Below are 26,282 nucleotides of genomic sequence, written 5' to 3' on the forward strand. Positions count from 1 at the left end.
GTACTTTCGGGGACGGCGTCAGGGGCGCGGGTCGGCGCTCAGCACGGGCTCGAGGCGCGCGAGGCGCTCGGCCTCCAGCTGCAGGGCGCGGGCCTCGCGGTCGCGGCGGGCGACCGTCACGCCCGCGAGGAACAGCTCCGGGTCGACCGCGGGCAGCGGCGCGACGAACTGCGAGGCCTCGAAGGCGAGCTGCTGGGCGAGGAAGCCGCGGCGCTGCGGGTCGAGCTCGCGGGTGGATGCCAGGAACATCGCGATCCGCCGGGCCAGCGGGTCCGGCATCCGGGCGACGTCGGCGACGCTCGCCCACTCGAGCAGCGGCAGCGGCATCCCGAACACCGGGGTCGCGACCCGCGGCGCGCGCTCGTACTGCGCGTAGGTGCCGGCGAGGTGGTCGCCGAGCCGCTTCGAGCGGGGGGAGAGCAGCCCCACGAGCGCGGCGAGGCCGCCGAGGGTGAAGAGGAAGTCGACGACCCCCACGAGTGCGCGGATCGCCGCGTGCCGGAACCCGGCGGCTCCGCCGTCGTCGCGCACGATGCGCGAGCCCGTCGCGAGGCGTCCCAGCGACTTGCCGTGGCTGAGGGTCTCGACGAGGCACGGCAGCACGACGAAGGCGAGCACGAGGCTCGTGATCGTGAAGACCCCGGCCCAGGCGGCCTCCAGCTGCAGGGCGCCCGCGGGGGTGAAGAACGCCAGCACCAGGGCGATGAACGCCACGAACGAGACGAGCACGTCGACCGCCGCGCCGCCCGCGCGGAGGGCGAAGCCGGCGGGCCGCAGATCGAGCGAGACCGCCTCGCCGGTGAGGAGCGCGTCGTCGTCGTCGAGAGTGTCGACCCAGTCGGCGTCGGGGTCCGCGGCCATGCGTATCATTCAAGCAGATGGACCTCGACGCCTACGCTGCCGCCCACGGTGCGGAGTGGGATCGGCTCGCCCGCCTGGCCCGCTCGCGCAGCCTCGACGGGGCGGAGGCCGACGAGCTCATCGACCGCTACCAGACCGGTGCCGCGCAGCTCTCGGCGATCCGCACCACGATCGGCGGCTCGGCGCAGGGCGAGCACCTCTCGCTCGCGTTGTGGCGTGCGCGACTCGCGTTCACGGGCGTGCGGCGCAACCCGCTGCGCTCGCTGACCGTCTTCGCGGCCGTGCAGCTGCCCGCCGCGCTCTACCGGGTGCGCTGGTTGACGCTCGCGGTCGCCCTCGCGACGGTGCTCATCGCCGCCGGCTACTTCGTCTGGCTCTCGACGGATGCGCGTGCCTTCGCCGCCCTCGGCCTGCCGAGCGACCTCCAGCACTACGCCGAGGAGGACTTCGTCGGCTACTACTCGGCCTACTCCGAGGCCGGGTTCGCCGCGCAGGTGTGGACCAACAACGCCTGGATCGCCGCCCAGTGCATCATGTTCGGCATCCTCGGCGTGTGGGTGCCCTACGTCGTCTTCGGCAACGCGCAGTCGCTCGGCATCTCGGCCGCCGTCATGAACCGCTACGACCGGCTCGACCAGTTCTTCCTCTACATCTCGCCGCACGGCCAGCTCGAGCTCTACGCGATCTTCGTCGCGGCGGCGGCCGGCCTCATGATCTTCTGGGCGTGGATCGCACCGGGCGCCCGGACGCGCGCCCAGGCGCTCGCCCAGGACGGCCGCGCGTTCTTCACGATCGTGGTGGGGCTCGTGGTGGCGCTGCTCGTCTCGGGCATCATCGAGGGCTTCGTCACCCGGCAGGACTGGCCGTGGCCGATCAAGATCGGCATCGGCACGGTCGCGCTCGCCGCCTTCCTCGTCTACCAGTGGGTTGTGGGCGGCCGCGCCGCGCGGGCGGGGGAGACGGGCGACCTCGACGAGTTCGAGACCGGTTCGCGGCGCATCGTCTCCGTCTGAGCGCCGACGGGGCGGCGCAGCCGCCAGATGACAGGGCTCTCATGAAAGCCGTTCGCCCCTCTCATGCCGCGTGACCAGGCTGGGGAGCGATCGAAAGGGAGGCTTCCATCATGAAGCGCACCGGAATCTTCGCCCTCGCGGCGAGCTGCGCCCTCGGCGTCACGGCTCTCGTGGGAGGCGTCGGCTACGCATCCGCCCTCGATGTGGCGGAGCAGGCGGGCACGACGCTCGACGTCTCGGGCGTCAGCACCGTCGAGTCGAGCACGACCGAGGTCGCCGACTCGACGACGCTCGGCACGGAGGGCGCCGAGGAGGAGCCCACCGCGGAGCCCACCGACCCCGCCACCGAGGAGCCGTCGGACGACGACGGAACGGCCGATCAGGGCAGCGGCGACGTCGACGAGGTCGACCCGTCCGACCCCGTGGTGCTGCCGGGCAAGGACAAGGACCACTCGGGCAAGGACTGCGGCAAGGGCTGGCACGACGGCACGAAGGACGACAGCGCCGTCGCGGGTGACGACACCGGGAAGTGGGACAACTGGTCCGACAAGAAGGGCGAGGACTCCACGGATCCCGCCACCGGGTCGGGCGCCGACAAGGATCACAGCTGGAAGGACGGCGACCGTTCCGACAAGGGCGGTGACCGCAGCCGGTCCGACCGTGGTGGGGACCGCGGTCACAGCGGTTGGGGTGGTCAGGGCGGCGGACGTGGCGGGGGCCACGGCGGCCGTCACTGACACCGACCGCACGCGAGGCCGGTCTCACCGAGAGGTGGGGCCGGCCTCGCCCGTGAAGCGGTACCCCATGCCCCGCACCGTCTTGAGATGGTCGGGGCCGATCTTCTTGCGCAGGTAGCGCACGTAGACGTCGACGACGTTCGAGCCCGGGTCGAAGTCGAGGCCCCACACCCGGCTCAGCAGCTGCTCGCGGCTGAGCACCTGCTCGGGGTTGCGCAGGAACTCCTCGGCGAGCCCGTACTCGCGCGCCGACAGGTCGAAGGTGCCCGCCTCGGAGGTGATGCGCCGGGTGCGCAGGTCGAGGGTCACCCGGCCGCACGCGAGGGTCTGCTCGGCGGGGGCCGCCTGGTGTCGGGCGTCCTGCAGCCGCACGCGCACCCGGGCGAGCAGCTCGTCGAAGCGGAACGGCTTGGCGACGTAGTCGTTCGCACCGCCTTCGAAGCCGGCGACCGTGTCGGATGCCGAATCGCGTGCCGTGAGGATGATGACGGGCAGCGCGTCGGCGTCGGCCCGCAGCCGACGCAGCACCTCGAGGCCGTCGAGCCCCGGCAGCCCGAGGTCGAGCAGCAGCAGGTCGAACTCGCCGCTGCGCGCGAGGGTCAGCGCGTCGACGCCGTCGGCGACGGTCTCGACGCCGTACCCGGCGGCCTTGAGGCCCTTCTCGACGAACGACGCGATGCGGGTCTCGTCTTCAGCGACCAGGATGCGCGGCATCCGTCTCCTCCTTCTCGGGGTCGGCGAGGTCCACCGCGATCGCCACGCGCGCGCCGCCTCCCGTGGGGTTGCGGGCGTAGGCGCGCCCGCCGTGCGCCGCGGCGATCGCCGTGACGATCGAGAGGCCGAGCCCGGACCCTTCGACGCCGCGCCCCACCTCCACACGCGAGAAGCGGTCGAAGATCCAGTCGAGGCGGTCCTGGGGGATGCCGGGGCCGTGGTCGCGCACCCACAGCTCGAGCACGCGACCCCCCGCGGTGACGACGCTGCCGAGGGAGATCGTCGTGCCGGCGGGGGAGTACTTGGCGGCGTTCTCGGCCAGCTGCAGCCACGCCTGGGTGATCCGGGCCGGGTCGAGTTCGGCGACGACGTGCGCCGACCCGGCGGCTGCCCACTCGTGGTCCGGGCTCAGCGCCCGCGCCTTCGCGAGCACCTGCTCGGTGAGCTCGGCGACGTCGACCGGCTCGAGCCGCAGGAATCCGGGCTGGCTCGTCTTGACGAGCAGGGCGATGTCGTCGACGAGCATGTTCATGCGGTCGAGCTCGTCGATCGCGAGCTCGCGCGTCGCGTCGACGTCGGCGGGGGCGTCGACGTCGAGCAGCTCGAGGTGGCCGCGCACGATCGTGATGGGCGTGCGCAGCTCGTGGCTCACGTCGTCGAGCAGCCGGCGCTGGGCGTCGAAGGAGCGCTGCAGGCGGTCGAGCATGGCGTTGAAGGTGCGGGTGAGCTCGGAGACGTCGTCGGTGCCGGTCGCGGGGATGCGGGCGTCGAGGTCGTGCTCGCCGATGCCGGCCGCGGTCTGGCGCAGCAGGCGCAGCGGCCGCAGCAGCCGTCCCGACACGAACCAGCCGACGAGCCCGACGAGCAGCAGCGCGCCCGCCGCGACCCAGGCGTAGGTGCGGAACGCCTCGGTGATCTCGGCGAGCTCGGCGTCGAGGTCGTAGGCGGAGACGTAGAGGCCCTGCGCGGGGTCGTCCTGGATCGAGACGGGGATGACGACGTAGCGCAGGGTGCCGAGGCTCGTCTCGGCGGTGCCCCGCACCACGGCATCCGGGTCGGCCTCGGCGACGACGCGCGCGACGAAGTCGGGGTCGTCGTCGAGGCGGAACAGGATGCCGCTCGACGGCCGCAGGCGCGCGGCGCCGTCGACGATGCCGAGGGTCGACTCGTTGTGGTCGGGCAGCACGCGCGTCATGGCGTCGCCGAGGAAGTCGAGCACCGTGGCGGGCGGCGTCTCGCCCTCGTCGAGGTCGCAGCCGTCGGCGATGCACTGCAGGCCCGTGACGGTCGCGGTGAGGCGGTCGTCGATCTGGGAGAGCACCCGCTCGCGCTGGATGAGGTAGGCCGCGAATCCGGCCGCGGTCATCCCGAGCGCGGCGACCAGCAGCATCGAGGCGAGGATGCGGAAACGCGCGGAGCGCGTCGCCTCCCGCCATGGTGCAGCCATCCCCCGATTATCGCCGTCGGCGAGGCACGGGGGACGGTCGCCCCACGTGAGAAAGCTGTCATCAAGCCGCCCGCTGCGGGGCGGGGGCTACTTCCGGCCGCCGAACAGCGGACGGTAGACGACGCCCGCGAGCAGGCCGCCGACGAGCGGGGCCACGAGGAACACCCACAGCTGCGCGAGCGCGTCGGGGCCGCCGAGCACCGCCGTCGCGATCGAGCGGGCGGGGTTCACCGAGGAGTTGCTGATCGGGATCATCACGAGGTGCACCATGGTCAGCGAGAGGCCGATCGCCAGCGGGGCGAAGCCCGCCGTCGTCGAGCCGGCGGCGGTGACGCCGAGGATGATGAGCACGAACACCGCGGTGGCGACGATCTCGGCGACGAGCACCGATCCGAGGCTGAAGCCGAGGGGCGAGTGGGCGTCGTAGCCGTTGGAGACGGCGCCGAAGTCGAGGGTCTTGCCGCTCAGCACGCCGAACAGCCCGAAGGTGAGCGTGGCGAGCAGACCGCCGACGATCTGCGCGATCCAGTAGGGCAGCACGTCGGTCCAGCTCGCGCGGCCCGCGGCGGCGGCACCGAGCGTGACGGCCGGGTTGAAGTGGCCGCCCGAGATGGAGCCGACCGCGTAGGCCGCGGTGAGCACCGCGAGGCCGACGGCGAGCGCCACCGGGAGGGCGCCGTTGTCGGGCGCGAAGAACAGCGCGGCGCCGATGACGCCGAAGACGAGGACGTAGGTTCCGAACGTCTCGGCGATGAGACGTCGAACCAGGGATGCGGGGGCGGAGGAGTCGGCCATGGTGTCCATTCCTTTCGTGGCGGTCGGACCCTCCCAGGCTAGCCTCGTGCGCGCGCGGATCGGGCTCTCCGCGCCACGTGTCACATCCGCGGGTTCTGCGGGGTCCTATCTGTCGAGGAGGGACCGCATGACCGAGATGTTGAGCGCCACCCGGGAGTCGATCGACCTGGGGACGATCTCCCCGTGGGCGATCGTGTGGGAGTGGATCGCGCGTCCGGTGCACTACCGGATGGTGCGGCGCCTTCGCCTCGCGGCCGAGTCGCGCGATGTCGGCCGGTTGCAGGAGCTGCTCGCGCCGAACGTCGCCGTCGTCATCGAGTCGGCGGAGGCGGGAGCGGTCGCCCCGAGGGTCGTCATGGGACGCGGGGGCGCGGCGAGCGCGCTCGTGCACGGCTTGGGTTCCCACCGGGGTCGTCGCGTCGTCGCGCGTTCCGTGAACGGCCAGGCCGGGCTGCTGCTCAGCGACGACGGCCGGCCCTCGGCCCTGGTCTGCGTCGACTTCGTCGGCCGGCTCATCAGCGTCGTGTGGGTGCGCCTGCACCCCGAGCTGCTCCGCCACGGGAACCGGGTCTGAGGGCGAGAGGAAAGAGGATTCGGATGCCTCGCAGGATCACCGATCGGCTCCACATGCTGCTCGTCGGCTCGAAGCCGGGGGCCGTGGCCGCCGCGATCGTCGCCTGGCTGCGCGAGCGCGCCGTTCCGCGCCACTGGACCCACTGGTTCGGCGTCGTACCCCCCGCGCTCGTCGTCGTGCTCTTCGTCAGCGGGGCGATCCTCACCGTCTTCTACTCGGCATCCGGTGACCGCACGAGCTACCACGGTTCCTACGCCCCGCTGCAGGGGGTCGAGGTGTCGGAGGCGTTCGATTCCGTCATGCGGCTCAGCTACGACATCCCCGGCGGGCTGCTGCTGCGGCAGGTGCACCACTGGGCGGCGCTCGCCCTTCCCGCGGCCCTCTGCATCCAGCTCGCGATCCTCTTCTTCACCGGAGGGTTCCGGCGGCCGCGTCGCGGAGGCTGGGTGCTGCTCGTGCTCGTGCTGCTCCTCGCCCTCGCGACCGGATGGAGCGGCTACGCGCTCCCCGACGACCTGCTGGCCGGGACCGGCCTGCGCATCACCCAGGGCGTCGCGCTCGGCATCCCGGTCGTCGGCACCTGGATCTCCGCTCTGCTCTTCGGGGGCGGGTTCCCGGGGGAGGCGATCGAACGGCTCGCGCCCCTGCACATCGTCGTGCTGCCGGTGCTCCTCCTCGTCGTGCTCGTGTGGCGGACCATCCTGGTGCTCCGCGACGAACCGCCGAGCCTCCCCGAGCCGCCCGACCGTCCCGTGGTGCGCGAACCCACCTGGCCGAACGCGGGCATCCGCGCGCTCGGTCTCGGGGCGATCGTCACGGGGCTCATCCTGCTGATCGGCGCCACGGCGACCGTCGGCGATGTCGGGACCAACGGACCGTCCGACCCCGCGAGCGCGGGAGCGGGCAGCCAGCCCGACTGGTACACCGGCTTCCTCGACGGCGCGCTGCGGCTCGTCCCGCCCGGGTGGGAGGTCGAGTGGCTGGGGGGAACCTGGACGCTCGCGGTCCTCGTGCCGCTCGCCGTCGTCGGGATCTTCATCCTGATCGTGCTGCTGTACCCGTTCCTCGAGTCCTGGGCCACGCGCGACCGGTCGCCGCACCTCGACCTCCAGCGCCCGCGGAACGCGGCGAACCGCACCGCCCTCGGTGCCGCGGGGATCGCCTTCATCGGCACGCTCTGGGCGGCCGCGGCGGCGGATCACCTCGCCGTGCTCCTGCGCCTGTCGCTCGAGGGAGTGCTCGTCGGCTTCCAGGTGCTGCTCGTGCTCGGCCCGGCCGTCGCCTTCGCCGTCGTGCAGCGATTGTGCCTCGGCCTGCAGCGCAAGGACCTCGACATCGTCGAGCACGGCCACGAGACGGGCGTCATCGTGCGGCTCCCGGGGGGCGAGTACGTGGAGGAGCATGCCGGCGGTGGTCCGGACGAGCTCTGGCGCGTGCCCGGCGGCTCCGCGAGGCCCGCCCTCCGCCGGTGAACGGGGTCACCCGCGTCGCGTGACAGCCGCCCGTCAGTCGAACTCGACCGCCGTATCCCGCGGGTACTCGCCGCCGGCGAGTTTCACGAGGCGGGCGTGCGCGTACTCGCAGACGAGCGCGTGGCGGTAGACCATGCGCGGCACGTCGACGTTGGAGTCCATCCAGAGGCTGAGCCCGCCGATCTTCCAGTGCCGGAAGGTGTCGTCGTCGCAGATGAGCGCGAGGATCTCGAGGAACGAGTCGTCGAAGCGGATGGAGTGCACCGCGCGGCGGTACTCCTCGACGGTGAGCGCCATCGAGAACGGGATGTTCATGAAGCACAGCGCCGTCTGGATGTCGAGGCGCATGAGGCGCCGTCGCTGCCGTTCGGCGTCGAGCGGCGGGATGTCGAGCTGGGCGAAGTCGAGCGTGGCGTGGGGGACGAGCGGCACCCCGTCGAGCGCGATGAGCACGTCGTAGACGTTGACGTCGTGCTCGACGACGGCGTTGTCGCCGAGGCCGGAGAGCGCCACCGGCCGCAGCGTCACGGGCTCCATCGGCACGTTGGTGTTGCGGATGATGAAGTTCACGAGGTTCGTCTCGACGACGAAGTGCCGGATCAGCAGGTCCACGGCATCCGGCGACACGAAGCGCCGCAGGAACCAGACGCACAGGAAGTCCATCATCGACAGCGGCATCCACCGGAACGGCAGCACGCGCTTGAACACCGAGATGATGCCGACGAGCACGCGCGAGATCACCCGCGCGATCGGGTAGAGCCAGCGCCGCGACAGCCGCCGCTGGTCGTCGATGATCTGCCGCACGAGCGCGCGGTCGAGCGGCACCGAGGGGTCGGCGTACACCGCCTCCCACATGCTCGGGTCGGAGCGGACGAACTCCGGCACCTCAGCGATCCAGTTCCTCGAGCTGCAGCGCGTAGAGGCGCGCCACCACCTGGGCGCAGCGCACGACCTCGTCGGCGTCCTCCTCCGACAGGAGGCCCGACGTCAGGATGGCGTCCATGTCGCCCGTGTGCCCGGCGTCGGCCTGCTCGTGGTAGCGCATGAAGTGCACCTGGTTGTCGGCGAGTCCCAGCACCTCCTGGAAGCGGGAGGCCCACTGCGCGGCGCGCTTCGCGCCGAGACCCTCGATGATGAACATCGCGCCGAGCAGTCCGGTCGGGTTCGGGCGGTCGGCGTAGGTGAACATGTAGCCCGAGAGCGCCTCCGAGCCGAGGTTCTTGCGGCCCGCGCGCAGTTCGTCGAGGGTGCCGCCGACCGCGACGTAGTCGCGTTCGATCATGAGGAAGTCGCGGTGCTCCTCCTCGGCGTGGTGGATCGCGGCGGACCGCAGCTCGAAGTGCGCGATGTCGAAGTTCGAGCCGGCGCGCGAGATCCACGGCGAGCCGTCGACCACCTGCTGGCGCAGGTTGAAGAGCAGCCGCCGGTAGTCCTCGATGGTCACCGTGCCCGCTTCGAGACGCTGCAGCACGGGCACCCGGGCGAGGTGCTCCTCGAGCTCCTCCCAGACGGCGGCGAGACGCTCGGGCAGGGTCGCGGTGACGGCGGTGTCGGTGAGGGTCATGAGGGTGCTCCTTGCGTGTTCGGTGGTGCGACGACGGTCAGGTGGGCGAAGGCGAACGAGAAGCGGCCCGACTCGGGCACGGCGAGCAGCACCGACTCGCCCGGCGCGAAGCGGCCCGTGCGCCAGGCCTCCTCGAGGGCGATGAAGATGCTCGCCGAGCCGGTGTTGCCGCGCGTTTCGAGGTTCGAGAACCAGCGGTCGGTGTCGAGGGTGGGCACGCGACGGCGGAGCGCCTCGAAGGCGACGTCGCGGAACACGTTGGTGCTGTAGTGGCAGATGACGTGGTCGAGGTGCTTGACGTCGACGAGGCCGGTGTCGACGAGCTCCTCGAACTGCGCGATGCCCGAGTCGGCGAGATCGTCGAGCATCGAGACGTCCTGCCGCAGCAGGAACATGCCCGCGGCATCCGCGTCGGCGATCGCGAGGTCCTGCCAGGTGCCGCCGACGGAGGTCGCGTCGCCCGTCATGCCCGCGCGCATGCACACCGGGTGCTCGTGCGCGAGCGACACGTGCCGCACCCAGTCGACGCGCAGCGAGGGCTTGGACGGGTGCGGCTGGAACTCGACGACCACCGCGCCCGCGCCGTCGGACAGCATCCAGCGCAGGAAGTGCGCGTCCATCCCGGCCCGGATGCCGTCGTAGCGGCGCTGCCGGAGGCTGCGGCTCGGCAGCTCGGAGCCCACGACGGCGGCCCGCGGGTGGTCGCCGAGCCGGATCTTCGCGACCGCCGCGTCGAGCGCCGCGAGGCTCGACGCGCACACCCCGGAGGCGCTCAGCAGCTGCATGGGCCCGCCTCCGAGGCGCCCGTGCACCATCGAGGCGAAGCCCGGCACGAGCACGTCGCCCATCGTCGTGGCGGTCGCGAGCATCCGGATGTCGGACGGGCCGATCCCGCGGTCGGCGAATGCCGCCTGCAGCGCCTTCACCGCGAGCTCCTCGTTGAGCGCGGTCGGCTCGCCGTGCTCGTCGAGCGCGTAGTGGCGCTGCCGGATGCCGTTCTGCTCGAGGATGAGGCGCCGGATGCGCTCGGTGACGGGGTCGTCGCCGCCGAGGCGCGCCACGATGCCGTCGTTGTCGACCGGCTCTCCGGGGAGGTGGCTGCCGAAGCCGGTGAGGTACGCCTGTGCCGTCGCCGCCATGCGACGACCCTAGAGGATGCCTCAGCGCGGCCGGGGAATGCACGGTCGACGGCGGCGTAGACTCGCCCCAGCCGGCGACCCGAGGCGAGACTCGCGACGATGCGAGACGCCGGCGGCTGGGGGCCACCGTGATCGAGGTGCGCGACGACGCGTTCCTGCTGCAGACGCGACACACCTCGTACTGGTTCGCCCGCACGGCGCACGGCCACCTCGAGCACCTGCACTACGGGCCACTGCTGCCCCCGCAGGACCCGGAGGCGCTGCGCACGAAGCGCGCGCTGCCCTACGGTTCGAGCGTCGTCTACGCCCCCGACGACGAGGGCTACAGCCTCGACGCGATCCCGCTCGAGTTCTCGGGCATCGGCCAGGGCGACTACCGGCTCTCGCCGATCGAGGTGTTCACGGCGTTCGGCGCGGATGTCGACCTCGTATACCGCGGTCACCGCATCCGCGAGGGCGCGACGCCCGCCGAGACCCTGCCGACGGCCGACGGCGGCCCGGGCGTCGAGACGCTCGAGGTGACGCTCGCCGACGAGCGCGCGGGTCTCGAGCTCACCCTGCTCTACACGGTGTTCCCCGACGAGGACGTCATCACCCGGCGCACCGTGCTGCGCAACACCGGCGCCGCCCCCGCCGAGATCGCCCGCCTCGCGAGCCTGCAGCTCGACCTCCCCGACCGCGGCTTCACGATCCGCAGCTTCGACGGCGGCTGGATCCACGAGGCGCACGCCCACGACCGGCCGGTGAGCTCGGGGGTGTTCTCGATCGGCTCCACGACGGGTGCCTCGAGCAACCGCCACAACCCCGGGCTGCTGCTGATCGCGGGGGATGCGGACGAGCACTGCGGCTGGGCGTACGGGTTCAACCTCGTCTACAGCGGCAACCACGCCACGAGCGTCGAACGCGACGCGCACGGCTCGGTACGGGTGCGCTCCGGCATCCAGCCGCAGGCGTTCCGCTGGCCGCTCGCGCCCGGTGAGGCCTTCGAAGCCCCGGAGGCGGTGCTCGCCTTCAGCGACGAGGGGCTGAACGGCCTCTCCGACCGGATGCACCGCTTCGTCCGCGCGCACATCACGCCCGAGCGCTATCGCGGGCTCGAACGCCCCGTCGTCTACAACAGCTGGGAGGCGGCGTTCTTCGACATCGACGAGAAGCGCCTGCGCGGTCTCGCGAAGCAGGCCGCGAAGCTCGGCGTCGAGCTGTTCGTGATCGACGACGGCTGGTTCGCCGGCCGGGGCGACGACCGGGCGGCGCTCGGCGACTACGCCGTCGACGAGAGGAAGTTCCCCTCGGGGCTCGGCGCCTTCGTGAAGAAGGTCGCGAAGCTCGGGATGCGCTGCGGCATCTGGGTGGAGCCCGAGATGGTCTCCGAGGACAGCGAGCTCTACCGTGCCCACCCCGACTGGGCGCTGCGCATCCCCGGGAAGCCGGCGCGCGAGGGCCGCCACCAGCAGGTGCTCGACCTGTGCAACCCCGAGGTGTGCGACTACCTCGTCGAACAGCTCGGCGCCCTCATCGACGGTGCCGGCTTCGACTACGTCAAGTGGGACATGAACCGGCACATCGCCGACGCCTACTCGCCGCACGTGCCGCACCCCGGCATGACCGCGCACCGCTACCTGCAGAACCTGTACCGGGTGATCGCGCGCGTCCTCGAACCGCGCCCGCACGTGCTGCTCGAGATGTGCTCCTCCGGCGGCAACCGCTTCGACCTGGGGATGCTGCGCTCGGCCGCCGTGATCTGGGCCTCCGACGACACCGACCCGATCGAGCGCCTCGACATCCAGCAGGGGCTCTCGTACCTCTACCCGCCCTCCGTCGTCAGCGCCCACGTCTCCGCGTCGCCCCACCAGCAGACCCTGCGCGACACCCCGCTCTCGACCCGCTTCAACGTGGCAGCCTTCGGCTGCCTCGGTTACGAGTACGACCTCGACTTCCTCACCGCGGAGGAGAAGCGCGAGATCACCGAGCAGATCGCCTTCTACAAGGCCCACCGGACGCTGTTCCAGTTCGGCCGCTTCCGCCGCGGCATGCCCGGGATGCCGACCCCCGCCGGCCGCGTCGTCTGGCAGGTCGACGACGGCGACACGACCCTCGTCGGCAACTTCCAACGCGGGGTGCGGGCCGCGCCCGAGCGCGACCTGCTCGCCATCGCGGGGCTCGAGCCCGGCATCCGCTACCGGGTCACCGCGAAACCGCAACGGGTGATGCTCGAGCGGCTCGGGCACCTCGTCAACCACGTGAGCCCCGTGCGGGTCGACCCCAACGGGCTCGTCATGAACGTCGTCAGCAGGCACCGCAGCCTGCCCGACGGCGTCGAGCAGTACACCGGCACGGGCGAACTGCTCGCGTCCGGCATCCGCCTCGAGCTGCAGTTCAGCGGCACCGGACATCACGCGACGACGCGGATGCTCGGCGACCACGGCTCGACGCTGTACCTCATCGAGAGGATCGAGAGAGAGGACGACGCGTGAGCGCCACCCCGAGCACCACGCAGGCCGGCGAGGGCGCCGGCCGCCGCATCCGCCTGCGCAACCGCTACGGCTTCGGCATCGGCACGATCGGCCGCGACGCCGCCTACACGCTCGTCAGCATGTTCCTGCTGTTCTACCTCTCCGACATCCTCGAGGTCTCGACGGGGGTCTTCGCCGCGATCACGGTCGCGCTCGTGGCGCTGCGCGTGTTCGACGCCGTGCTCGACCCCTTCGTGGGCGTGCTCGTCGACAACACGCACAGCCGCTGGGGCAAGTTCAAGCCGTGGATCCTCGTCGGGGTGCTGCTCAACGTCGGGCTCATGACGGTGCTGTTCGCGCCGCTTCCGCTCGGCGACGTCGCCTTCGTCGCGGTCTTCACGGTCGTCTACCTCGCGTGGAGCGTCGCGTTCGCCGCCAACGACATCGGCTACTGGTCGATGCTGCCCGCCCTCACCCAGGAGCAGCGCGAGCGCGAGAAGATCGGCTCGATCGCGCGCATCTGCGCCTCGATCGGCACCTTCACGATGGTGGTCGCGATCGTGCCGGTGAGCGAGGCGATCGGGGCCGCCATCGGCGATCTGCGCTGGTCGTACTTCGTGGTCGCCGTGGCCGTCGGCGCGCTGACGATCCTGCTGCAGTGCGTCATGCTGCTGCTGACCCGCGAGGACCGCACGATCGTCACCCGCAGCCACACCCGCTTCCGCGAGCTCGTCACGGTGATCTTCCGCAACGATCAGCTGCTCGCCGTGGCGGTCGCCTTCCTGCTGTTCATGGTGGCCTTCACGATCACGACGAGCTTCGGCGTCTACTACTTCACCTACGTCTATGCCGACGCCGACATGTACTCGGTGTTCGCGCTCGTGCTGGGCGTCTCCCAGATCACTGCCCTCGCGCTCTACCCGGCGATCGCCGCCCGGATCTCCCGGCGACGGCTCTTCACGATCGCCCTCGCGGTCGTCGCGGCCGGCTACCTGCTGTTCTTCCTGACCCCGCCGGGCGGCCTCGCCCTCATCGTGGTGGCGGGGGTCGCGGTGTTCGCGGCGCAGGCGATGATCCAGGTGCAGCTGCTCATGTTCATCGCCGACACCGTCGAGTACGGCGAGCACAAGCTCGGGCGCCGCAACGACAGCGTGACCCTCTCGCTCCAGCCGTTCATCTACAAGCTGAGCTCCGCGCTCGCGAGCGGCGTCGTCGGCTGGACGGTCATCGCCTCCGGCATGAAGGACGCGGATGCCGCCGCCGACATGACCGAGGGAGGGACCTTCCTCGTGAAGCTCATGATGTTCGTCGTGCCGGGCGTGCTCATCGCCCTCAGCTACCTCGTCTACCGCCGCTGGTACCGGCTCGACGCGGCCGGCTACGCCCGCATCGTCGAGGAGCTGCGTGCGCGTCGCGAGGCGGCCGCGTCGGCGGATGCGGATGCCTGAGCCCGCCCCGATCACGCGCCGCAGCCGGGTGCGCGAGCTGTACGCGCATCCGCTCGGTCGCGACATCGTCGACAGCCTCGCCCACCAGGTGGGGCGCTCGCCGCGCTGGGTGGACAACCCCCTCGTCGGCGCGCTGCGGCTGGGCGCCCTGCCGCGGTTGAGCGGCGGGCGCCTCGACGACGCCTTCGTCGACGCGCTCGTCGGACTGCTCGCGGCCGTGCCCGACCGGCCGAACCCCGGGCCGATGCCGCTGCGCGAGGCCTGGTTCAAGGAGGCCGTCTTCTACCAGGTGTACCCGTGCTCGTTCCAGGACTCCGACGGCGACGGCATCGGCGACCTGCGCGGCATCCTCTCGCGACTCGACTACCTGAAGGGCCTCGGCGTCGACGCGCTCTGGCTCTCGCCCATTTACGACTCGCCCATGGACGACATGGGGTACGACATCCGCGACTACCGCAAGGTGCTCGCCGAGTTCGGCACCCTCGACGACCTAGACGCGCTCATCGCGGGCCTGCACGAGCGCGGCATGCGGCTCGTCATGGACCTCGTCGTCAACCACAGCTCCGACGAGCACGCCTGGTTCCGCGAGGCGCTCGCCGACCCCGACTCGCCCTACCGCGACTACTACTTCCTGCGGGAGGGCGAGCCCGACACCCCGCCCAACAACTGGCGCTCCTTCTTCTCCGGGCCCGCCTGGCGCTGGTTCCCGGAGGCCGGGGTGTGGGGGCTGCACCTGTTCTCGTCGAAGCAGATGGACCTGAACTGGGGCAGCGAGCGGATGCGCGCCGACGTCGTCGACATGGTGCGGTGGTGGCGCGAGCGCGGCGTCGACGGCTTCCGGCTCGACGTCATCAACCTCATCTCGAAGACCCCGGGTCTCCCCGACGGCAACGAGACGATCGGCGCGCTCACCGGCTTCACCGGCCTCGAGCACTACTTCCACGGCCCGCGCCTGCACGAGCACCTGCGGCAGCTGCGCGCCGAAGCGTTCGACGACCCCGACTGCGTCGCGATCGGCGAGACACCCGCGATCGGTGCGCAGATGGGCAAGCTCATGGTCGGCGACGACCGCGGCGAGCTCGACATGGTGTTCAACTTCGAGCACCTCGAGAACCCCGGCAGGACACGCTTCGACGCCTACCGCTACGACCTCCGCCACCTCAAGCGCTACTACACGCGCTGGCAGGCCGACTACGGCGACGGCTACTGGATGAGCCTGTTCTTCGACAACCACGACAATCCGCGCATGGTCTCGAAGGTCGACCCGCGGTCGGAGCACCGGGTCGCGGTGGCGAAGCTGCTCGCGACCGTCATGTTCACCCTCCGCGGCACCCCCTTCCTCTACCAGGGGCAGGAGCTCGGGGCGGTCGACCAGCGCTTCGTCGCCCTCGACGAGCTGCGCGACGTCGAGAGCCTCAACCTCGCGGCCGAGCTCGCCGCGACGGGCACCCCGCCCGACGAGGTGTTCGCGCGGGTGCTCGCGGGCACGCGCGACCACACGCGGGTGCCGATGGCGTGGGATGCCTCGGGCGGCTTCACGACGGGCGTGCCGTGGCTCGCGGGGGACGGCGGCCATGCCGAGATCAACGTGGCATCCCAGGAGGGCGATGCGGCATCCGTGCTCGAGTGGCACCGGGCGCTCATCGCGCTGCGGCGGGACTCGCCCGCGCTCGTCTACGGCGAGACGCTCGTCGAGCGAAGCGGCAGCCGGGTGTGGCGCTACCGCCGACGCCGGGGGGCCGAGGAGTACCTCGTGGTGCTGAACCTCGGCGACCGTCCGGCGCGCACCGCGCCCCCGCCCGCCGGCGCGGAGCTGCTGCTCGCCTCCGGGAGCGGCACAGGGAGCCTCGCCCCGTACGAGGCCCGCCTCTGGCGGCTGGGCTGAGCACTAGACTCGGAATCCGAGTCGCGATACAGGAAGCGGGTAGCGGGGACAGTGTCCGGCATCAAGATCAGCGGAGAGAAGCGGCTCGTCGTCGTCTCGGGACGGGCGCACCCGCAGCTGGCGGCCGACATTGCGAGCGAGCTCGGCACCGAGCTCGTCGAGACCGACGCCCGCACCTTCGCGAACGGCGAGATCTACGCGCGCTTCGGCGAATCCATCCGCGGCACCGACGTGTTCGTCGTGCAGTCGCACTGCGCCCCCATCAACGAGTGGCTCATGGAGCAGCTCATCATGGTGGATGCCGCCAAGCGCGCGAGCGCCAAGCGCATCACCGTCGTGGCGCCGTTCTACCCCTACGCCCGTCAGGACAAGAAGGGCCGGGGGCGCGAGCCGATCTCGGCCCGGCTCGTGGCCGACCTGTTCAAGGCCGCCGGCGCCGACCGCATCATGAGCGTCGACCTGCACGCCGCGCAGATCCAGGGCTTCTTCGACGGACCCGTCGACCACCTGTTCGCGATGCCCGTGCTGCTCGAGCACTTCCGCGGGCTCGACGCCTCGACCCTCACCGTCGTGAGCCCCGACATGGGCCGTGTGCGGGTGGCCGACATCTGGTCCGACAAGCTCGGGGCGCCGCTCGCCATCATCCACAAGCGCCGCGACCCGCTCGTGCCCAACCAGGTGAGCGTGCACGAGATCGTCGGCGACGTCGAGGGGCGCACCTGCCTCATCGTCGACGACCTCATCGACACCGGCCGCACGATCGTGAAGGCTGCCGAGGCGCTCAAGGCGCACGGTGCCACCAACGTCATCGTCGGGGCGACCCACGCGGTGTTCTCGGACCCCGCGACCGAGATCCTGCAGTCCGACTTCATCGACCAGGTGGTGGTGACCGACACCCTGCCGCTCGCCCCCGAGAAGCGCTGGGACCGCCTCACCGTGCTGCCGATCGCGCCGCTCATCGCCCGCGCCATCCACGAGGTCTTCGACGACGGCTCGGTCACCTCGATGTTCGACGGCGCCGCGTAGGGCTCCGCCGCCCCCGCTCGTTGGGTGCCGCCCGGAGAGCGTCACCCCTCCCGCTGGTTGAGTGCCGCCCGGAGAGCCTCACCCCTCCCGCTGGTTGAGTGCCGCCGAAGGCGGTGTATCGAAACCACGACGGACGCCCCTCGACGGGGCGCCCGTCGTCGGTGAGGCCCCACGTGTCCACGCCTGCACGGGTTTCGATACGCCCGCTGCGCGGGCTACTCAACCAGCGGAGGGGGGCCGCTGCGCGGGCTACTCAACCAGCGGAGGGGGGCGCTGCGCGCTACTCAACCAGCCGAGGGGGCTCCTGCGCGGGCTCCTCAGCCCGCGAGGGAAGGGCCCGAATGTTGCACAACATAACGCGCACGACCCCTCGTAACACGGCGTAACGTTCGTTAGCCTGGCCGCACGGGCGTCGCATCCGACGTCGTCGCGAGAGGAGTGATCATGGACATGATGACGATGACCCAGATGATGGGATCGATGCCCGCGTCCAGCATGGGCATGGACATGTCGGCGATGCAGGAGTGCATCGAGGCGTGCAACGCGTGCTCGATGGCCGCCACGATGTGCGCCGACGCGTGCACGGGCGACGACATGGCGCGCTGCAGCTCGATGTGCATGAACATGGCCGACATGGCCGACACCATGATGCGGATGATGTTGCGCCCGATGGGGCACGACGCGGCCGTGATGATGTCGATGATGCAGGCCTGCGTGACGATGTGTCAGGCGTGCATGGACGAGTGCGCACGTCACGCCGACATGAGCGAGTCCTGCCGCGTCTGCATGATGGCCTGCCAGAACATGATGGAGGCCTGCCAGGCGATGATGGCGCGGATGGCCTGAGGCCGGATGCGGCTCAGGCGGTCAGCACGCGCACGTTGAGCGCCGCGCCGCGCACCGCCACGACACCCGCGACCGGGTGGTAGGCGACCGGTTCGCCCGCATCCAGGTGCAGCGGCAGGTGGTGCCAGAGGCGCACCGCGGTGCCGTCGAGCGTCACGAGGTCGAGCACGTGCTCGTCGGCGGACGCGAGAGCGTCGACCCACTTGCCGGGCGCGCTCGCCGCGACCGTCGCCTGGATGGGGTGCACGCGGTGCCCCGCGCCCGAGCACGCCTCGCCGCACATGGCGAGACCGGCTTCCTGCTGAACGCGTGTCGTGTCGTCCATGGGGTCACCTCGTCTCGTGGTCGGCCGGATGCGGCTGTGCAGCAAGGGTAGGCAGGGCGAGTCGGCCGCCGCAGGGGCGGCGTCACACGGCGACACAGAGGGACGCGGTCAGACGTTCGTGCCGCCCGCGGGCACGACCCGCACCTCCGGGATGAAGCCCAGGAAGCTCAACTGCGTCTCGTGCCCGCCGAAGTCGGTCGCGTAGCAGTACCAGCCGGGGCCGCGCGCGCCGTCGAGGTCGAAGCGCGCCTCGAACGACTCGGCATCCGGGGCGAGCCGTGCGGTCGTCACCTCGCAGCCGAGGGCGGCCGTGCGGGTGGCGGTGCCGATGCCGATGAGGATGCCCGGCAGCACGAGCCCCGCGACCGCGAGCACCACGACGACGCGGGCGATGCGACGCATCCGGGGGCCGCGCAGCGCACCCACCTCGCCGGGCTGGTAGCCGGCGAGCTCGGGCGGGGTGTCGTCCTCCTGCTGCACCGTTCCAGTCTCGCACCGGGGGCCACCGGTGCGGGCGTGGCAGCTTCCGGGCCCCGCGTGCGCGGCGTAGCGTCGGCGCATGGCGGGTTCGGCGGACGCGCAGTTGCGCGAGCGGATGGGGGCCGCGCTCGGCCTCGACGTCGCGGCGGTGAACGTGGCGGGTCGCGGCACCCTGGAGTCCGCGTACCCGGTGTCGGATCTGGCCGCGGCATCCGTGGCCGCCGTGGGCGCCGGGGTGACGGCCCTGCTCGACGCGCTCGGGCTGGGGCGCCCGCCCGCGACGGTCCGGCGCGAGCTCGCGGATGCGTGGTTCCGGGCGGGGGTGCGGCCGGTCGGCTGGATCGCGCCGACGCCCTGGGACCCGATCGCGGGCGACTACCGCGCGGCGGACGGCTGGATCCGGCTGCACACGAACGCACCGGCCCACCGTCAGGCGGCGCTGCGCGTGCTCGGCGTCGACGCCGACCGCGAGTCGGTGGCGCGGGCGGTGGCGATCTGGCACGCCGACGAGCTCGAGGCGGATGTCGTGGCCGAGGGCGGCTGCGCGGCCGCCATGCGCACGCCCGAGGAGTGGCGCCGGCATCCGCAGGGTGCGGCGGTCGCCGCGGAACCGCTCGTCGCGCGCGAGCCGACCGACGCATCCGAGGCGGTCTCGCGTTGGCGCCCCACCGTCGACCGCCCGCTCGCGGGCCTGTACGTGCTCGACCTGACGCGCGTGCTCGCGGGCCCCGTCGCCACCCGCACGCTCGCGGGCCTCGGGGCCGAGGTGCTGCGCATCGACCCGTCGGGGTGGGACGAACCCGCCCTCGCCCACGAGGTGACGATCGGCAAGCGCACCGGCCGCCTCGACGCGCGCGACCCGGAGGGGCTCGGGAGGCTGCTGCGGCTGCTCGGGCAGGCCGACGTCGTGGTGCACGGCTACCGGCGCGACGCGCTCGAGCGGCTCGGTGCCGGCGCTTCGGCCCGGCGCGCGGCCCGCCCCGGACTCGTCGACGTGTCGCTCGACGCCTACGGGCACTCCGGGCCGTGGGCGGCGCGGCGCGGCTTCGACAGCCTCGTGCAGATGTCGTCGGGCATCGCGGATGCCGGCATGCGCTCGGCCGCGGCGGAGGTGCCGGTGCCGCTCCCGGTGCAGGCCCTCGACCAGGCGACCGGCTACCTGATGGCCGCGGCCGTGCTCGCCGGGCTGCGCGACCGCGTGGTCGACGGTGTCGGCTCCGAGGCGCGGCTGTCGCTCGCCCGCACCGCCGTCGAGCTGGAGGCCGGACGCGGGCTGCCGCGGGCGACCCGCGCCGCCGTGCCCGGCCCCGAGGACGGCACCCTGCTGCAGACGGGGTGGGGGCCGGTGCGCGTGCTGCCGGCGCCGCTCGAACTCCCCGGCGTCCGCATCGGCTGGGACCGCGCCCCCCGCGCCATCGGCAGCGACAACCCCACCTGGTGAGGGGGCGGCCCCTCCCGCCGGTTGAGTGCCGCGCGAAGCGGCACCCCCGCCGCGGGTTGAGTAGCCGCGAGCGGCACCCCCCTCCGCGGGTTGAGTAGCCCGCGCAGCGGGCGTATCGATACCCCTGCAGGCGTGGATGCAGAGGCCTCACGGAGGAAAGGCGCCCCATCGAGGGGCGCCTTTCCTGGTTTCGATACGCCGCGCTCTGCGCGGCACTCAACCAGCGGGAGGGTGGTGGCGGCCGGAAGCCTCAGTGCGTGTCGACGGCCTCGATCTCGGTGCGGTCGCCCGACCACAGGGTGTGGAAGGTGCCGTCGCGGTCGATGCGCTTGTAGGTGTGCGCGCCGAAGAAGTCGCGCTGGCCCTGCACGAGGGCGGCTGGCAGGCGGTCGGCCCGCAGCCCGTCGTAGTAGGCGAGCGAGGAGGAGAACGCCGGCGAGGGGATGCCCGCGCGCGCCGCGGCGACCACGACACGACGCCAGGCCTGCTGGGTGCGGGCCATGGCATCCGCGAAGTAGGGCGCCGTGACGAGGGCGACGAGGCCCGGGTCGGCGGCGTACGCCTCGGTGATGCGGTTGAGGAACTGGGCGCGGATGATGCAGCCGCCGCGCCAGATGGCGGCGATGTCGCCCTTCTTGATGTCCCAGCCGTACTGCTCGGCGCCCGCGACGATGGCGTCGAAGCCCTGCGAGTAGGCGATGATCTTCGACGCGTAGAGCGCCTGGCGCACGTCCTCGACGAAGGCCTCCGGGTCGCTCACGTCGAGCGTCTCGTCGGGCCCGGGGAGGTCGGCGGCGGCCGCGCGCTGCGCGGGCTTCGACGACAGCGAACGGGCGAACACGGCCTCCGCGATGCCCGACACGGGCACCCCGAGGTCGAGCGCGGTCTGCACGGTCCACGCGCCGGTGCCCTTGGCGCCCGCCTGGTCGAGGATGACGTCGACGAGCGGCGCGCCGGTCGACGCGTCCACCTGACGCAGCACCTCGGCGGTGATCTCGATGAGGTAGCTCTCGAGCTCGCCGCGGTTCCACTCGGCGAAGATGTCCGCGATCTCGGCCGGGGTCTTGCCGGTGCCCTTGCGGATGAGGTCGTACGCCTCGGCGATGAGCTGCATGTCGGCGTACTCGATGCCGTTGTGGATCATCTTCACGAAGTGGCCGGCGCCGTCGTGGCCGACGTGGGTGACGCACGGCTCGCCCTCGGCGACCGCGGCGATCGACTTCAGGATCGGACCGAGCGTGACCCACGACTCGTCGGATCCGCCGGGCATGATCGAGGGGCCGTTGAGGGCGCCCTCCTCGCCGCCGGAGATGCCGGCGCCGACGAAGTTGATGCCGGTCTCGCGCACCGCCTTCTCGCGGCGGATGGTGTCGGTGAACAGGGCGTTGCCGCCGTCGACGATGATGTCGCCCGGCTCGAACACGCGCACGAGCTCGTCGATGACGGCGTCGGTGCCGGCGCCCGCCTTGACCATGATAATCGCGGTGCGGGGCTTGGAGAGGGTCGCCGCGAACTCCTCGTACGTCTTCGCGGGCAGGAACCCTGCCTCGGGATGCTCGTCGACGAGCGTCTCGGTCTTCTCGTAGCTGCGGTTGAAGATCGCGACCGTGTTGCCGCCGCGACTGGCGAGGTTGCGGGCCAGGTTCGAGCCCATCACCGCCAGTCCGACGACGCCGATGTTGGCCTGAGCTCCGGATGCGGACACGCGTGACACCTTTCGATGTGGTGGGGGATCGCCTTCAGGGTATCGGTTCGCGCATGCCGTGGCGGCGGCTCAGCGGATGACGGGGTCGCCGTCGGTGCACAGCTCGGCCCGCGTTGGGGCGCCCTCCCAGTCGCCCGGGTGCAGGCACGCGGCCGCACCGGTCGCGACGGCGAGCGCCAGGCGCTCCTCGGGCGGTGCACCCGCGAGCCGCTCGGCGAGGTAGCCGGCCACGAACGCGTCGCCCGCGCCGACCGTGTCGACGACGGTGGGCACCGGGATCGCGTCGCGGCGCAGCAGGCGCCCGTCGACGAGTGCGACGGCGCCCGCCTCGCCGAGCTTGACGACCGCCTCGCGGGGTCCGAGTGCGGCGAGCCCGCGGGCCAGCACCTCCGGGTCGCGGCTGTCGCTGCCGAGCACGAGCCGCGCCTCGTCGTCGCCCGCGAACACGATGTCGGCGAGCGCGACGAGTTCGCGATGCACGGGAACCGCCTCCGCGGGCGCCCACAGGGCCGCGCGGTGGTTGACGTCGTAGGAGACGGTGGCGCCCGCCGCGCGCGCGAGCTCGGCCGCGTGCCGCACGGCGGCGGCGGCCGAGACGGAGAGCGCGGGCGTGATGCCCGTCAGGTGCAGGATGTCGTGCGCGCCGAGCGCGAGCCCGTCGAGGTCGGCGGGGGAGAGGCGGCTGCCTGCGCTCCCTGCGCGGTGGTAGGTGACGCGGGTGCGCCCGGGCGTGGGCGTCTCCTTGAGCAGCAGTCCCGTCGCCGCCGTGTCGACGGCGGCGCGCACCTCGACGCCCTCCGCGCGCAGCTCCCGCAGGATGCGCTGCCCCAGCCCGTCGTCGCCGACGCGTCCGATCCAGGTGACCGCGGCACCGAGTCGTGCCGCGCCGATGGCGACGTTGCCTTCTGCCCCGCCGGTGCCGACGGTCAGCGTGTCGAGTCGCGCGAGGGTGCCGATGCCCGGGGTGCGCAGCACCCCGAGGGCCTCGCCGAGGGTCACGAGCCGCCCGCTCATCGCGGCACCGCCGCGGCGCGGACGGTGTCCACGCTGAGCTGCTCGATGGCCGCCCAGTCGCCCGCCGCGACGTCCGACCGCGGCACCATCCAGCTGCCGCTCACGGCGAACACGGCCGGCGTCGCCAGGTAGTCGGCCGCGTTGGCGGCGGTGACCCCGCCGCTCGGCAGGAACCGCATCCCGGGGAAGGGGCCGCTGAGCGCCTCGATTGCGGCGCGTCCTCCGAGCACCTCCGCGGGGAAGAATTTGACGCGGTCGAGTCCGAGGCGGAGGGCTCGCTGCACCTCGCTCGCGGTCGCGACCCCTGGCAGCACTTCGAGGCCGCGTGCGAGGGCGCGCTCCACGATCTCGGGGTCGAGTCCGGGGCTCACGACGAACCTCGCGCCCGCGTCGGCGACCTCGTCCACCTGCCGAGGTTCGAGCACGGTGCCGGCCCCCACGAGGAAGCCGGGGTCGGCGGCGGAGATGCGGGCGATCGCGGGGATGCCGGCGGGGGTGCGCAGCGTGATCTCGGCGCAGCCGATGCCGCCCGCCGCGAGCGCGGCGGCGAGGTCGGGGCCGGCATCCGGGTCGTCGAGGACGACGACCGGCACGATGCCGATCCGTTCGAGGGTCGACATCATCCGCCGTCTCCCGGTCGTGCGTAGGCGGCGCGGGGCAGCGTCACCGTCAGGTCGATCGCCGTCTCGATCGCCTCGTCGAGTCCGAGGCGATGCTCGGCCACGAGCTTCGCGAGGTAGCCCGCGTCGATGCGCCGGGCGAGGTCGTGGCGGGCGGGGATCGAGGCGAAGGCGCGGGTGTCGTCGACGAATCCGCTCGTGTTGTAGAAGCCGGCGGTCTCGGTCGTGAGCTCGCGGAACCGCGCGAGGCCCCCGGGCGCGTCGAGGAACCACCACGGCGCGCCCAGCAGCACGCTCGGGTAGGCACCCGCGAGGGGGGCGAGCTCGCGCGAGTACGCGGTCTCGTCGACCGTGAAGAGGATGAGCCGGAAGCGCGGGTCGTGCCCGACCGCGTCGAGCAGCGGACGCAGCGCGCGCGTGAACTCGACCCCCCGCGGAATGTCGAATCCGAGGTCGGATCCGTAGCGCCCGGCGACCTGGGCCGAGTGGTCGCGCACGACGCCGGGGTGCAGCTGCATGACGAGGCCGTCCTCGAGCGACATGCGGGCGCTCTCGAAGAGCATGTGCGCCGCGTACGCCTCGGCCTCGCGGACGCCGAGCGGGCCGCGCAAGGCAGCCGCGAAGAGGCGCTGCGCCTCCTCGGCGGGCAGCGGCGTGGTGTCGGGGGTGCGGTGACCGTGGTCGGTGGCGCGGGCGCCCGCCGCGACGAAGTACCGGCGGCGTTCGCGGAGCGCCTCGAGGAAGCCCGCCTGGTCGCCCACCTCGACGCCCGAGGCGGCCGACAGCTCGTCGATGGCCGCGCGCCATCCGGCGCCGTCGGGGTGGAAGAGCACGTCGGGGCGGAAGGTGGGCACCACCCGGTCGCCCCAGCCGTCACGGCGCAGGGTCGCGTGGTCGGCGAGGGCGGAGGTGGCGGAGTCGGTCGTGCCGAGCACCTCGATGCCGAAGCGCTCGAACAGGGCCCGGATGCGGAACTCGGGTCGGGCGAGGGTCTCGAGCAGTTCGTCGTAGAGCAGGTCCGCGGTCGCGGCGGAGGGGGCGCGGCTCACCCCGAACACCTCGACGAGCTCGTGCTCGAGCCAGTAGCGGGTGGGCGTGCCGCGGAAGGCTCGCCAGTGCTCGCAGAAGCGCCGCCAGATCTCGCGGCGGTCGTGCTGGACGGGGCCGCCGTCCCGCGGCGGGATGCCGAGCTCGTGGTGCGGTACGCCCTGCGAGACGAGCATGCGCAGCAGATAGTGATCGGGGATGACGAAGAGCTCGGCGGCGTCGCCGAAGGCCTCGTCGCGCGCGAGGGTGCCGGCGTCGACGTGGCCGTGCATCGACACGATGGGGAGGTCGGCGGTCCGACCGTGGATCTCGCGTGCGATCGCGCGCCGGGTCGGCTCGGCCGGGAGCGCCCGGTCGGGATCGAGCGTCCAGCGGGGGTGCTCGGACACCTGCGCCTCCTCATCGAAACGTCGATATCTGAAACAAGACCCGTCTTGTTTCGTTGCTGCCGAGAACCGGAGTTGCCGGTTTCATCGGGATCTCCGGCCAACTATAGGGGCAGCGTGACCAATTTGGCGAGGGGGGTTGACGAAACTCTGAAAAGGTTTGCAGAATGGGCGGCATCCCGGGGCAGCCCGCTCCGGGCCGGCACGAGGTGGTGTGATGGCGGTCACGATCCGCGACGTCGCGAAGGCGACCGGGGTCTCGATCTCGACGGTGTCGCGTGCGCTCGCGACACCCGAGCAGGTGGCCGAGCCCACCCGGCTGCTCGTGCAGCAGGCGGCGCGCGAGATGGGCTACCGGCCCAACCGTGCGGCCCGCGGACTCATCACGGGGCGCACCGCGTGCATCGGGCTCGTCGTGCCCGACCTCGAGAACCCCTTCTTCGGATCGATCGGGAAGGGCGTGCAGGACCGCGCCCGATCCGCCGGCTACGCCGTGTTCATCGGCGACTCCGGTGAGGACCCGACCCTCGAGGCCGAGGTGGTGCGCAGCATCGCCAAACAGGTCGACGGCGTCATCCTGTGCTCGGCGCGCGGCACCGACGAGACGATCCTCGAGCTCGCCGGCGACACCCCCGTCGTACTCGTCAACCGGTCGATCGAGGGCCTCGAGTCGATCAACTTCGACAACGCGGCGGGACTGCGCGCGATCATGCAGCACCTCGTCGCCCTCGGCCACACGACGATCGCCTACGCCGCGGGCCCAGCGAACTCGTGGTCGAGCCGTCGCCGCACCGAGGCCTTCCGCGCCTTCGGTGAGGCCGCGCCCGCGCTCACCCTCGTCGAGCTCGGCGACTTCCCACCCGTCTTCGACGGCGGCGTGCGCGCGGCCGACCTCGCGATCGCGAGCGGTGCGACCGCCGTCGTCGCCTACAACGACCTCATGGCCCTCGGCCTCATCGACCGGCTGCGCCAGCGCGGCATGCGCGCCCCCGACGACATGAGCATCGCGAGCTTCGACAACGTCGCCGTCTCGGCGATGGTGTGGCCGAAGCTCACGACCGTCGACTTTCCGCGCGTCCAGATGGGCCGCGCCTGCGTCGACACCCTGCTCGATCTCGTGCTGGGGCGGCCGCACGCCGCCCCGCGCACCCCCGAACTCCCCGTCGAACTGGTCGTGCGTCAGTCGACGGGCGTCGCCCCCGCATCTGCAGCGATCCGCGGAGCCGACATCCCCGCCGCGACCTCGATGGGAGCGGTGACCACCCCCTGAGATCCGGACGCTGGTGTCCG

The 26,282-nt window shown here is 72.2% G+C and carries 24 protein-coding genes; 11 read left to right on the forward strand and 13 right to left on the reverse strand.

What is annotated here, in order from left to right; translation table 11 throughout:
* Positions 1 to 18: 18 nt before the first annotated feature.
* Positions 19 to 861 (reverse strand): RDD family protein, encoded by an 843-nt coding sequence (locus D7I47_RS08950; protein WP_120762720.1) that lies wholly within the window; start codon positions 859 to 861, stop codon positions 19 to 21.
* A 17-nt stretch (positions 862 to 878) separates the two neighbouring features.
* Between D7I47_RS08950 and D7I47_RS08955 the strand changes: the two genes are divergently transcribed.
* Both D7I47_RS08955 and D7I47_RS08960 read left to right on the forward strand, forming a co-directional pair.
* Positions 879 to 1,874 (forward strand): stage II sporulation protein M, encoded by a 996-nt coding sequence (locus D7I47_RS08955; RefSeq protein ID WP_120762721.1) that lies wholly within the window; start codon positions 879 to 881, stop codon positions 1,872 to 1,874.
* Between the two features lie 110 nt (positions 1,875 to 1,984).
* Positions 1,985 to 2,611, forward strand: a complete 627-nt coding sequence (locus D7I47_RS08960) for a hypothetical protein (protein WP_120762722.1) — start codon at positions 1,985 to 1,987, stop codon at positions 2,609 to 2,611.
* A gap of 24 nt (positions 2,612 to 2,635) precedes the next feature.
* On the opposite strand, the gene D7I47_RS08965 is transcribed toward D7I47_RS08960, so the two are convergent.
* The 3 genes from D7I47_RS08965 to D7I47_RS08975 form a co-directional block, all read right to left on the reverse strand.
* A complete protein-coding gene (locus D7I47_RS08965; protein ID WP_120762723.1) occupies positions 2,636 to 3,325 on the reverse strand; it encodes a response regulator transcription factor in 690 nt (229 codons plus the stop codon).
* On the reverse strand, positions 3,303 to 4,772 hold the full coding sequence (locus D7I47_RS08970; protein ID WP_120762724.1) for a sensor histidine kinase: 1,470 nt from the start codon (positions 4,770 to 4,772) through the stop codon (positions 3,303 to 3,305). The genes D7I47_RS08965 and D7I47_RS08970 overlap by 23 nt, the downstream gene beginning before the upstream one ends.
* Before the next feature lie 87 nt (positions 4,773 to 4,859).
* On the reverse strand, positions 4,860 to 5,567 hold the full coding sequence (locus D7I47_RS08975; protein ID WP_120763888.1) for an aquaporin: 708 nt from the start codon (positions 5,565 to 5,567) through the stop codon (positions 4,860 to 4,862).
* A 127-nt stretch (positions 5,568 to 5,694) separates the two neighbouring features.
* Between D7I47_RS08975 and D7I47_RS08980 the strand changes: the two genes are divergently transcribed.
* Positions 5,695 to 6,141, forward strand: coding sequence for a hypothetical protein (locus D7I47_RS08980; protein WP_227000558.1), 447 nt, complete (start codon positions 5,695 to 5,697; stop codon positions 6,139 to 6,141).
* A 23-nt stretch (positions 6,142 to 6,164) separates the two neighbouring features.
* Positions 6,165 to 7,613 (forward strand): cytochrome b, encoded by a 1,449-nt coding sequence (locus tag D7I47_RS08985; protein ID WP_120762725.1) that lies wholly within the window; start codon positions 6,165 to 6,167, stop codon positions 7,611 to 7,613.
* Between the two features lie 33 nt (positions 7,614 to 7,646).
* On the opposite strand, the gene D7I47_RS08990 is transcribed toward D7I47_RS08985, so the two are convergent.
* The 3 genes from D7I47_RS08990 to D7I47_RS09000 are packed head-to-tail and all read right to left on the reverse strand — an operon-like array spanning position 7,647 to position 10,316.
* Positions 7,647 to 8,498 carry a DUF6999 family protein gene (locus D7I47_RS08990; RefSeq protein ID WP_120762726.1) on the reverse strand — a complete coding sequence of 284 codons (852 nt, stop codon included), beginning with the start codon at positions 8,496 to 8,498 and terminating at the stop codon, positions 7,647 to 7,649.
* Position 8,499: 1 nt separating this feature from the next.
* A complete protein-coding gene (locus D7I47_RS08995; protein ID WP_120762727.1) occupies positions 8,500 to 9,177 on the reverse strand; it encodes an iron-containing redox enzyme family protein in 678 nt (225 codons plus the stop codon).
* A complete protein-coding gene (locus D7I47_RS09000) occupies positions 9,174 to 10,316 on the reverse strand; it encodes a 3-oxoacyl-[acyl-carrier-protein] synthase III C-terminal domain-containing protein (RefSeq protein ID WP_120762728.1) in 1,143 nt (380 codons plus the stop codon). Before D7I47_RS09000 ends, D7I47_RS08995 begins: the two co-directional genes overlap by 4 nt.
* Before the next feature lie 128 nt (positions 10,317 to 10,444).
* Here D7I47_RS09000 and D7I47_RS09005 point away from each other — a divergent pair, with 128 nt between their 5' ends.
* From D7I47_RS09005 to D7I47_RS09025, 5 genes are all read left to right on the forward strand, one after another.
* Positions 10,445 to 12,790 (forward strand): alpha-galactosidase, encoded by a 2,346-nt coding sequence (locus D7I47_RS09005; protein ID WP_120762729.1) that lies wholly within the window; start codon positions 10,445 to 10,447, stop codon positions 12,788 to 12,790.
* Positions 12,787 to 14,217 carry a glycoside-pentoside-hexuronide (GPH):cation symporter gene (locus D7I47_RS09010; RefSeq protein WP_120762730.1) on the forward strand — a complete coding sequence of 477 codons (1,431 nt, stop codon included), beginning with the start codon at positions 12,787 to 12,789 and terminating at the stop codon, positions 14,215 to 14,217. Before D7I47_RS09005 ends, D7I47_RS09010 begins: the two co-directional genes overlap by 4 nt.
* Positions 14,210 to 16,102 carry an alpha-glucosidase gene (locus D7I47_RS09015; RefSeq protein WP_120762731.1) on the forward strand — a complete coding sequence of 631 codons (1,893 nt, stop codon included), beginning with the start codon at positions 14,210 to 14,212 and terminating at the stop codon, positions 16,100 to 16,102. Before D7I47_RS09010 ends, D7I47_RS09015 begins: the two co-directional genes overlap by 8 nt.
* A gap of 51 nt (positions 16,103 to 16,153) precedes the next feature.
* Entirely contained in the window at positions 16,154 to 17,128 is a 975-nt protein-coding gene (locus D7I47_RS09020) for a ribose-phosphate diphosphokinase (RefSeq protein ID WP_120762732.1), read from the forward strand.
* Between the two features lie 444 nt (positions 17,129 to 17,572).
* The gene (locus D7I47_RS09025) at positions 17,573 to 17,974 is read left to right on the forward strand and encodes an aldehyde dehydrogenase (protein WP_120763890.1); all 402 of its coding nucleotides are present in this window, start codon (positions 17,573 to 17,575) and stop codon (positions 17,972 to 17,974) included.
* A gap of 13 nt (positions 17,975 to 17,987) precedes the next feature.
* Here the strand turns inward: D7I47_RS09025 and D7I47_RS09030 are convergent, their stop codons facing one another.
* Together D7I47_RS09030 and D7I47_RS09035 are read right to left on the reverse strand one after the other, a co-directional pair.
* Positions 17,988 to 18,299 (reverse strand): nuclease, encoded by a 312-nt coding sequence (locus D7I47_RS09030; RefSeq protein ID WP_157981685.1) that lies wholly within the window; start codon positions 18,297 to 18,299, stop codon positions 17,988 to 17,990.
* 108 nt (positions 18,300 to 18,407) lie between these two features.
* Entirely contained in the window at positions 18,408 to 18,779 is a 372-nt protein-coding gene (locus D7I47_RS09035) for a hypothetical protein (protein WP_120762734.1), read from the reverse strand.
* A gap of 79 nt (positions 18,780 to 18,858) precedes the next feature.
* Here D7I47_RS09035 and D7I47_RS09040 point away from each other — a divergent pair, with 79 nt between their 5' ends.
* Positions 18,859 to 20,220 carry a CoA transferase gene (locus D7I47_RS09040; RefSeq protein WP_120762735.1) on the forward strand — a complete coding sequence of 454 codons (1,362 nt, stop codon included), beginning with the start codon at positions 18,859 to 18,861 and terminating at the stop codon, positions 20,218 to 20,220.
* Between the two features lie 250 nt (positions 20,221 to 20,470).
* Here the strand turns inward: D7I47_RS09040 and gndA are convergent, their stop codons facing one another.
* The 4 genes from gndA to uxaC form a co-directional block, all read right to left on the reverse strand.
* On the reverse strand, positions 20,471 to 21,874 hold the full coding sequence (gene gndA, locus D7I47_RS09045; protein ID WP_264371300.1) for an NADP-dependent phosphogluconate dehydrogenase: 1,404 nt from the start codon (positions 21,872 to 21,874) through the stop codon (positions 20,471 to 20,473).
* Between the two features lie 120 nt (positions 21,875 to 21,994).
* Positions 21,995 to 22,939 (reverse strand): sugar kinase, encoded by a 945-nt coding sequence (locus D7I47_RS09050; protein ID WP_120762737.1) that lies wholly within the window; start codon positions 22,937 to 22,939, stop codon positions 21,995 to 21,997.
* The gene (gene eda, locus D7I47_RS09055) at positions 22,936 to 23,559 is read right to left on the reverse strand and encodes a bifunctional 4-hydroxy-2-oxoglutarate aldolase/2-dehydro-3-deoxy-phosphogluconate aldolase (protein ID WP_227000562.1); all 624 of its coding nucleotides are present in this window, start codon (positions 23,557 to 23,559) and stop codon (positions 22,936 to 22,938) included. The genes D7I47_RS09050 and eda overlap by 4 nt, the downstream gene beginning before the upstream one ends.
* Positions 23,559 to 24,995 (reverse strand): glucuronate isomerase, encoded by a 1,437-nt coding sequence (gene uxaC / locus D7I47_RS09060; protein ID WP_120762739.1) that lies wholly within the window; start codon positions 24,993 to 24,995, stop codon positions 23,559 to 23,561. Before uxaC ends, eda begins: the two co-directional genes overlap by 1 nt.
* Before the next feature lie 214 nt (positions 24,996 to 25,209).
* On the opposite strand from uxaC, the gene D7I47_RS09065 reads away from it, so the two are divergent.
* The gene (locus D7I47_RS09065) at positions 25,210 to 26,262 is read left to right on the forward strand and encodes a LacI family DNA-binding transcriptional regulator (protein WP_120762740.1); all 1,053 of its coding nucleotides are present in this window, start codon (positions 25,210 to 25,212) and stop codon (positions 26,260 to 26,262) included.
* Positions 26,263 to 26,282 lie beyond the last annotated feature (20 nt).

This window comes from Protaetiibacter intestinalis (genome assembly GCF_003627075.1).
Taxonomy (GTDB): domain Bacteria; phylum Actinomycetota; class Actinomycetes; order Actinomycetales; family Microbacteriaceae; genus Homoserinibacter; species Homoserinibacter intestinalis.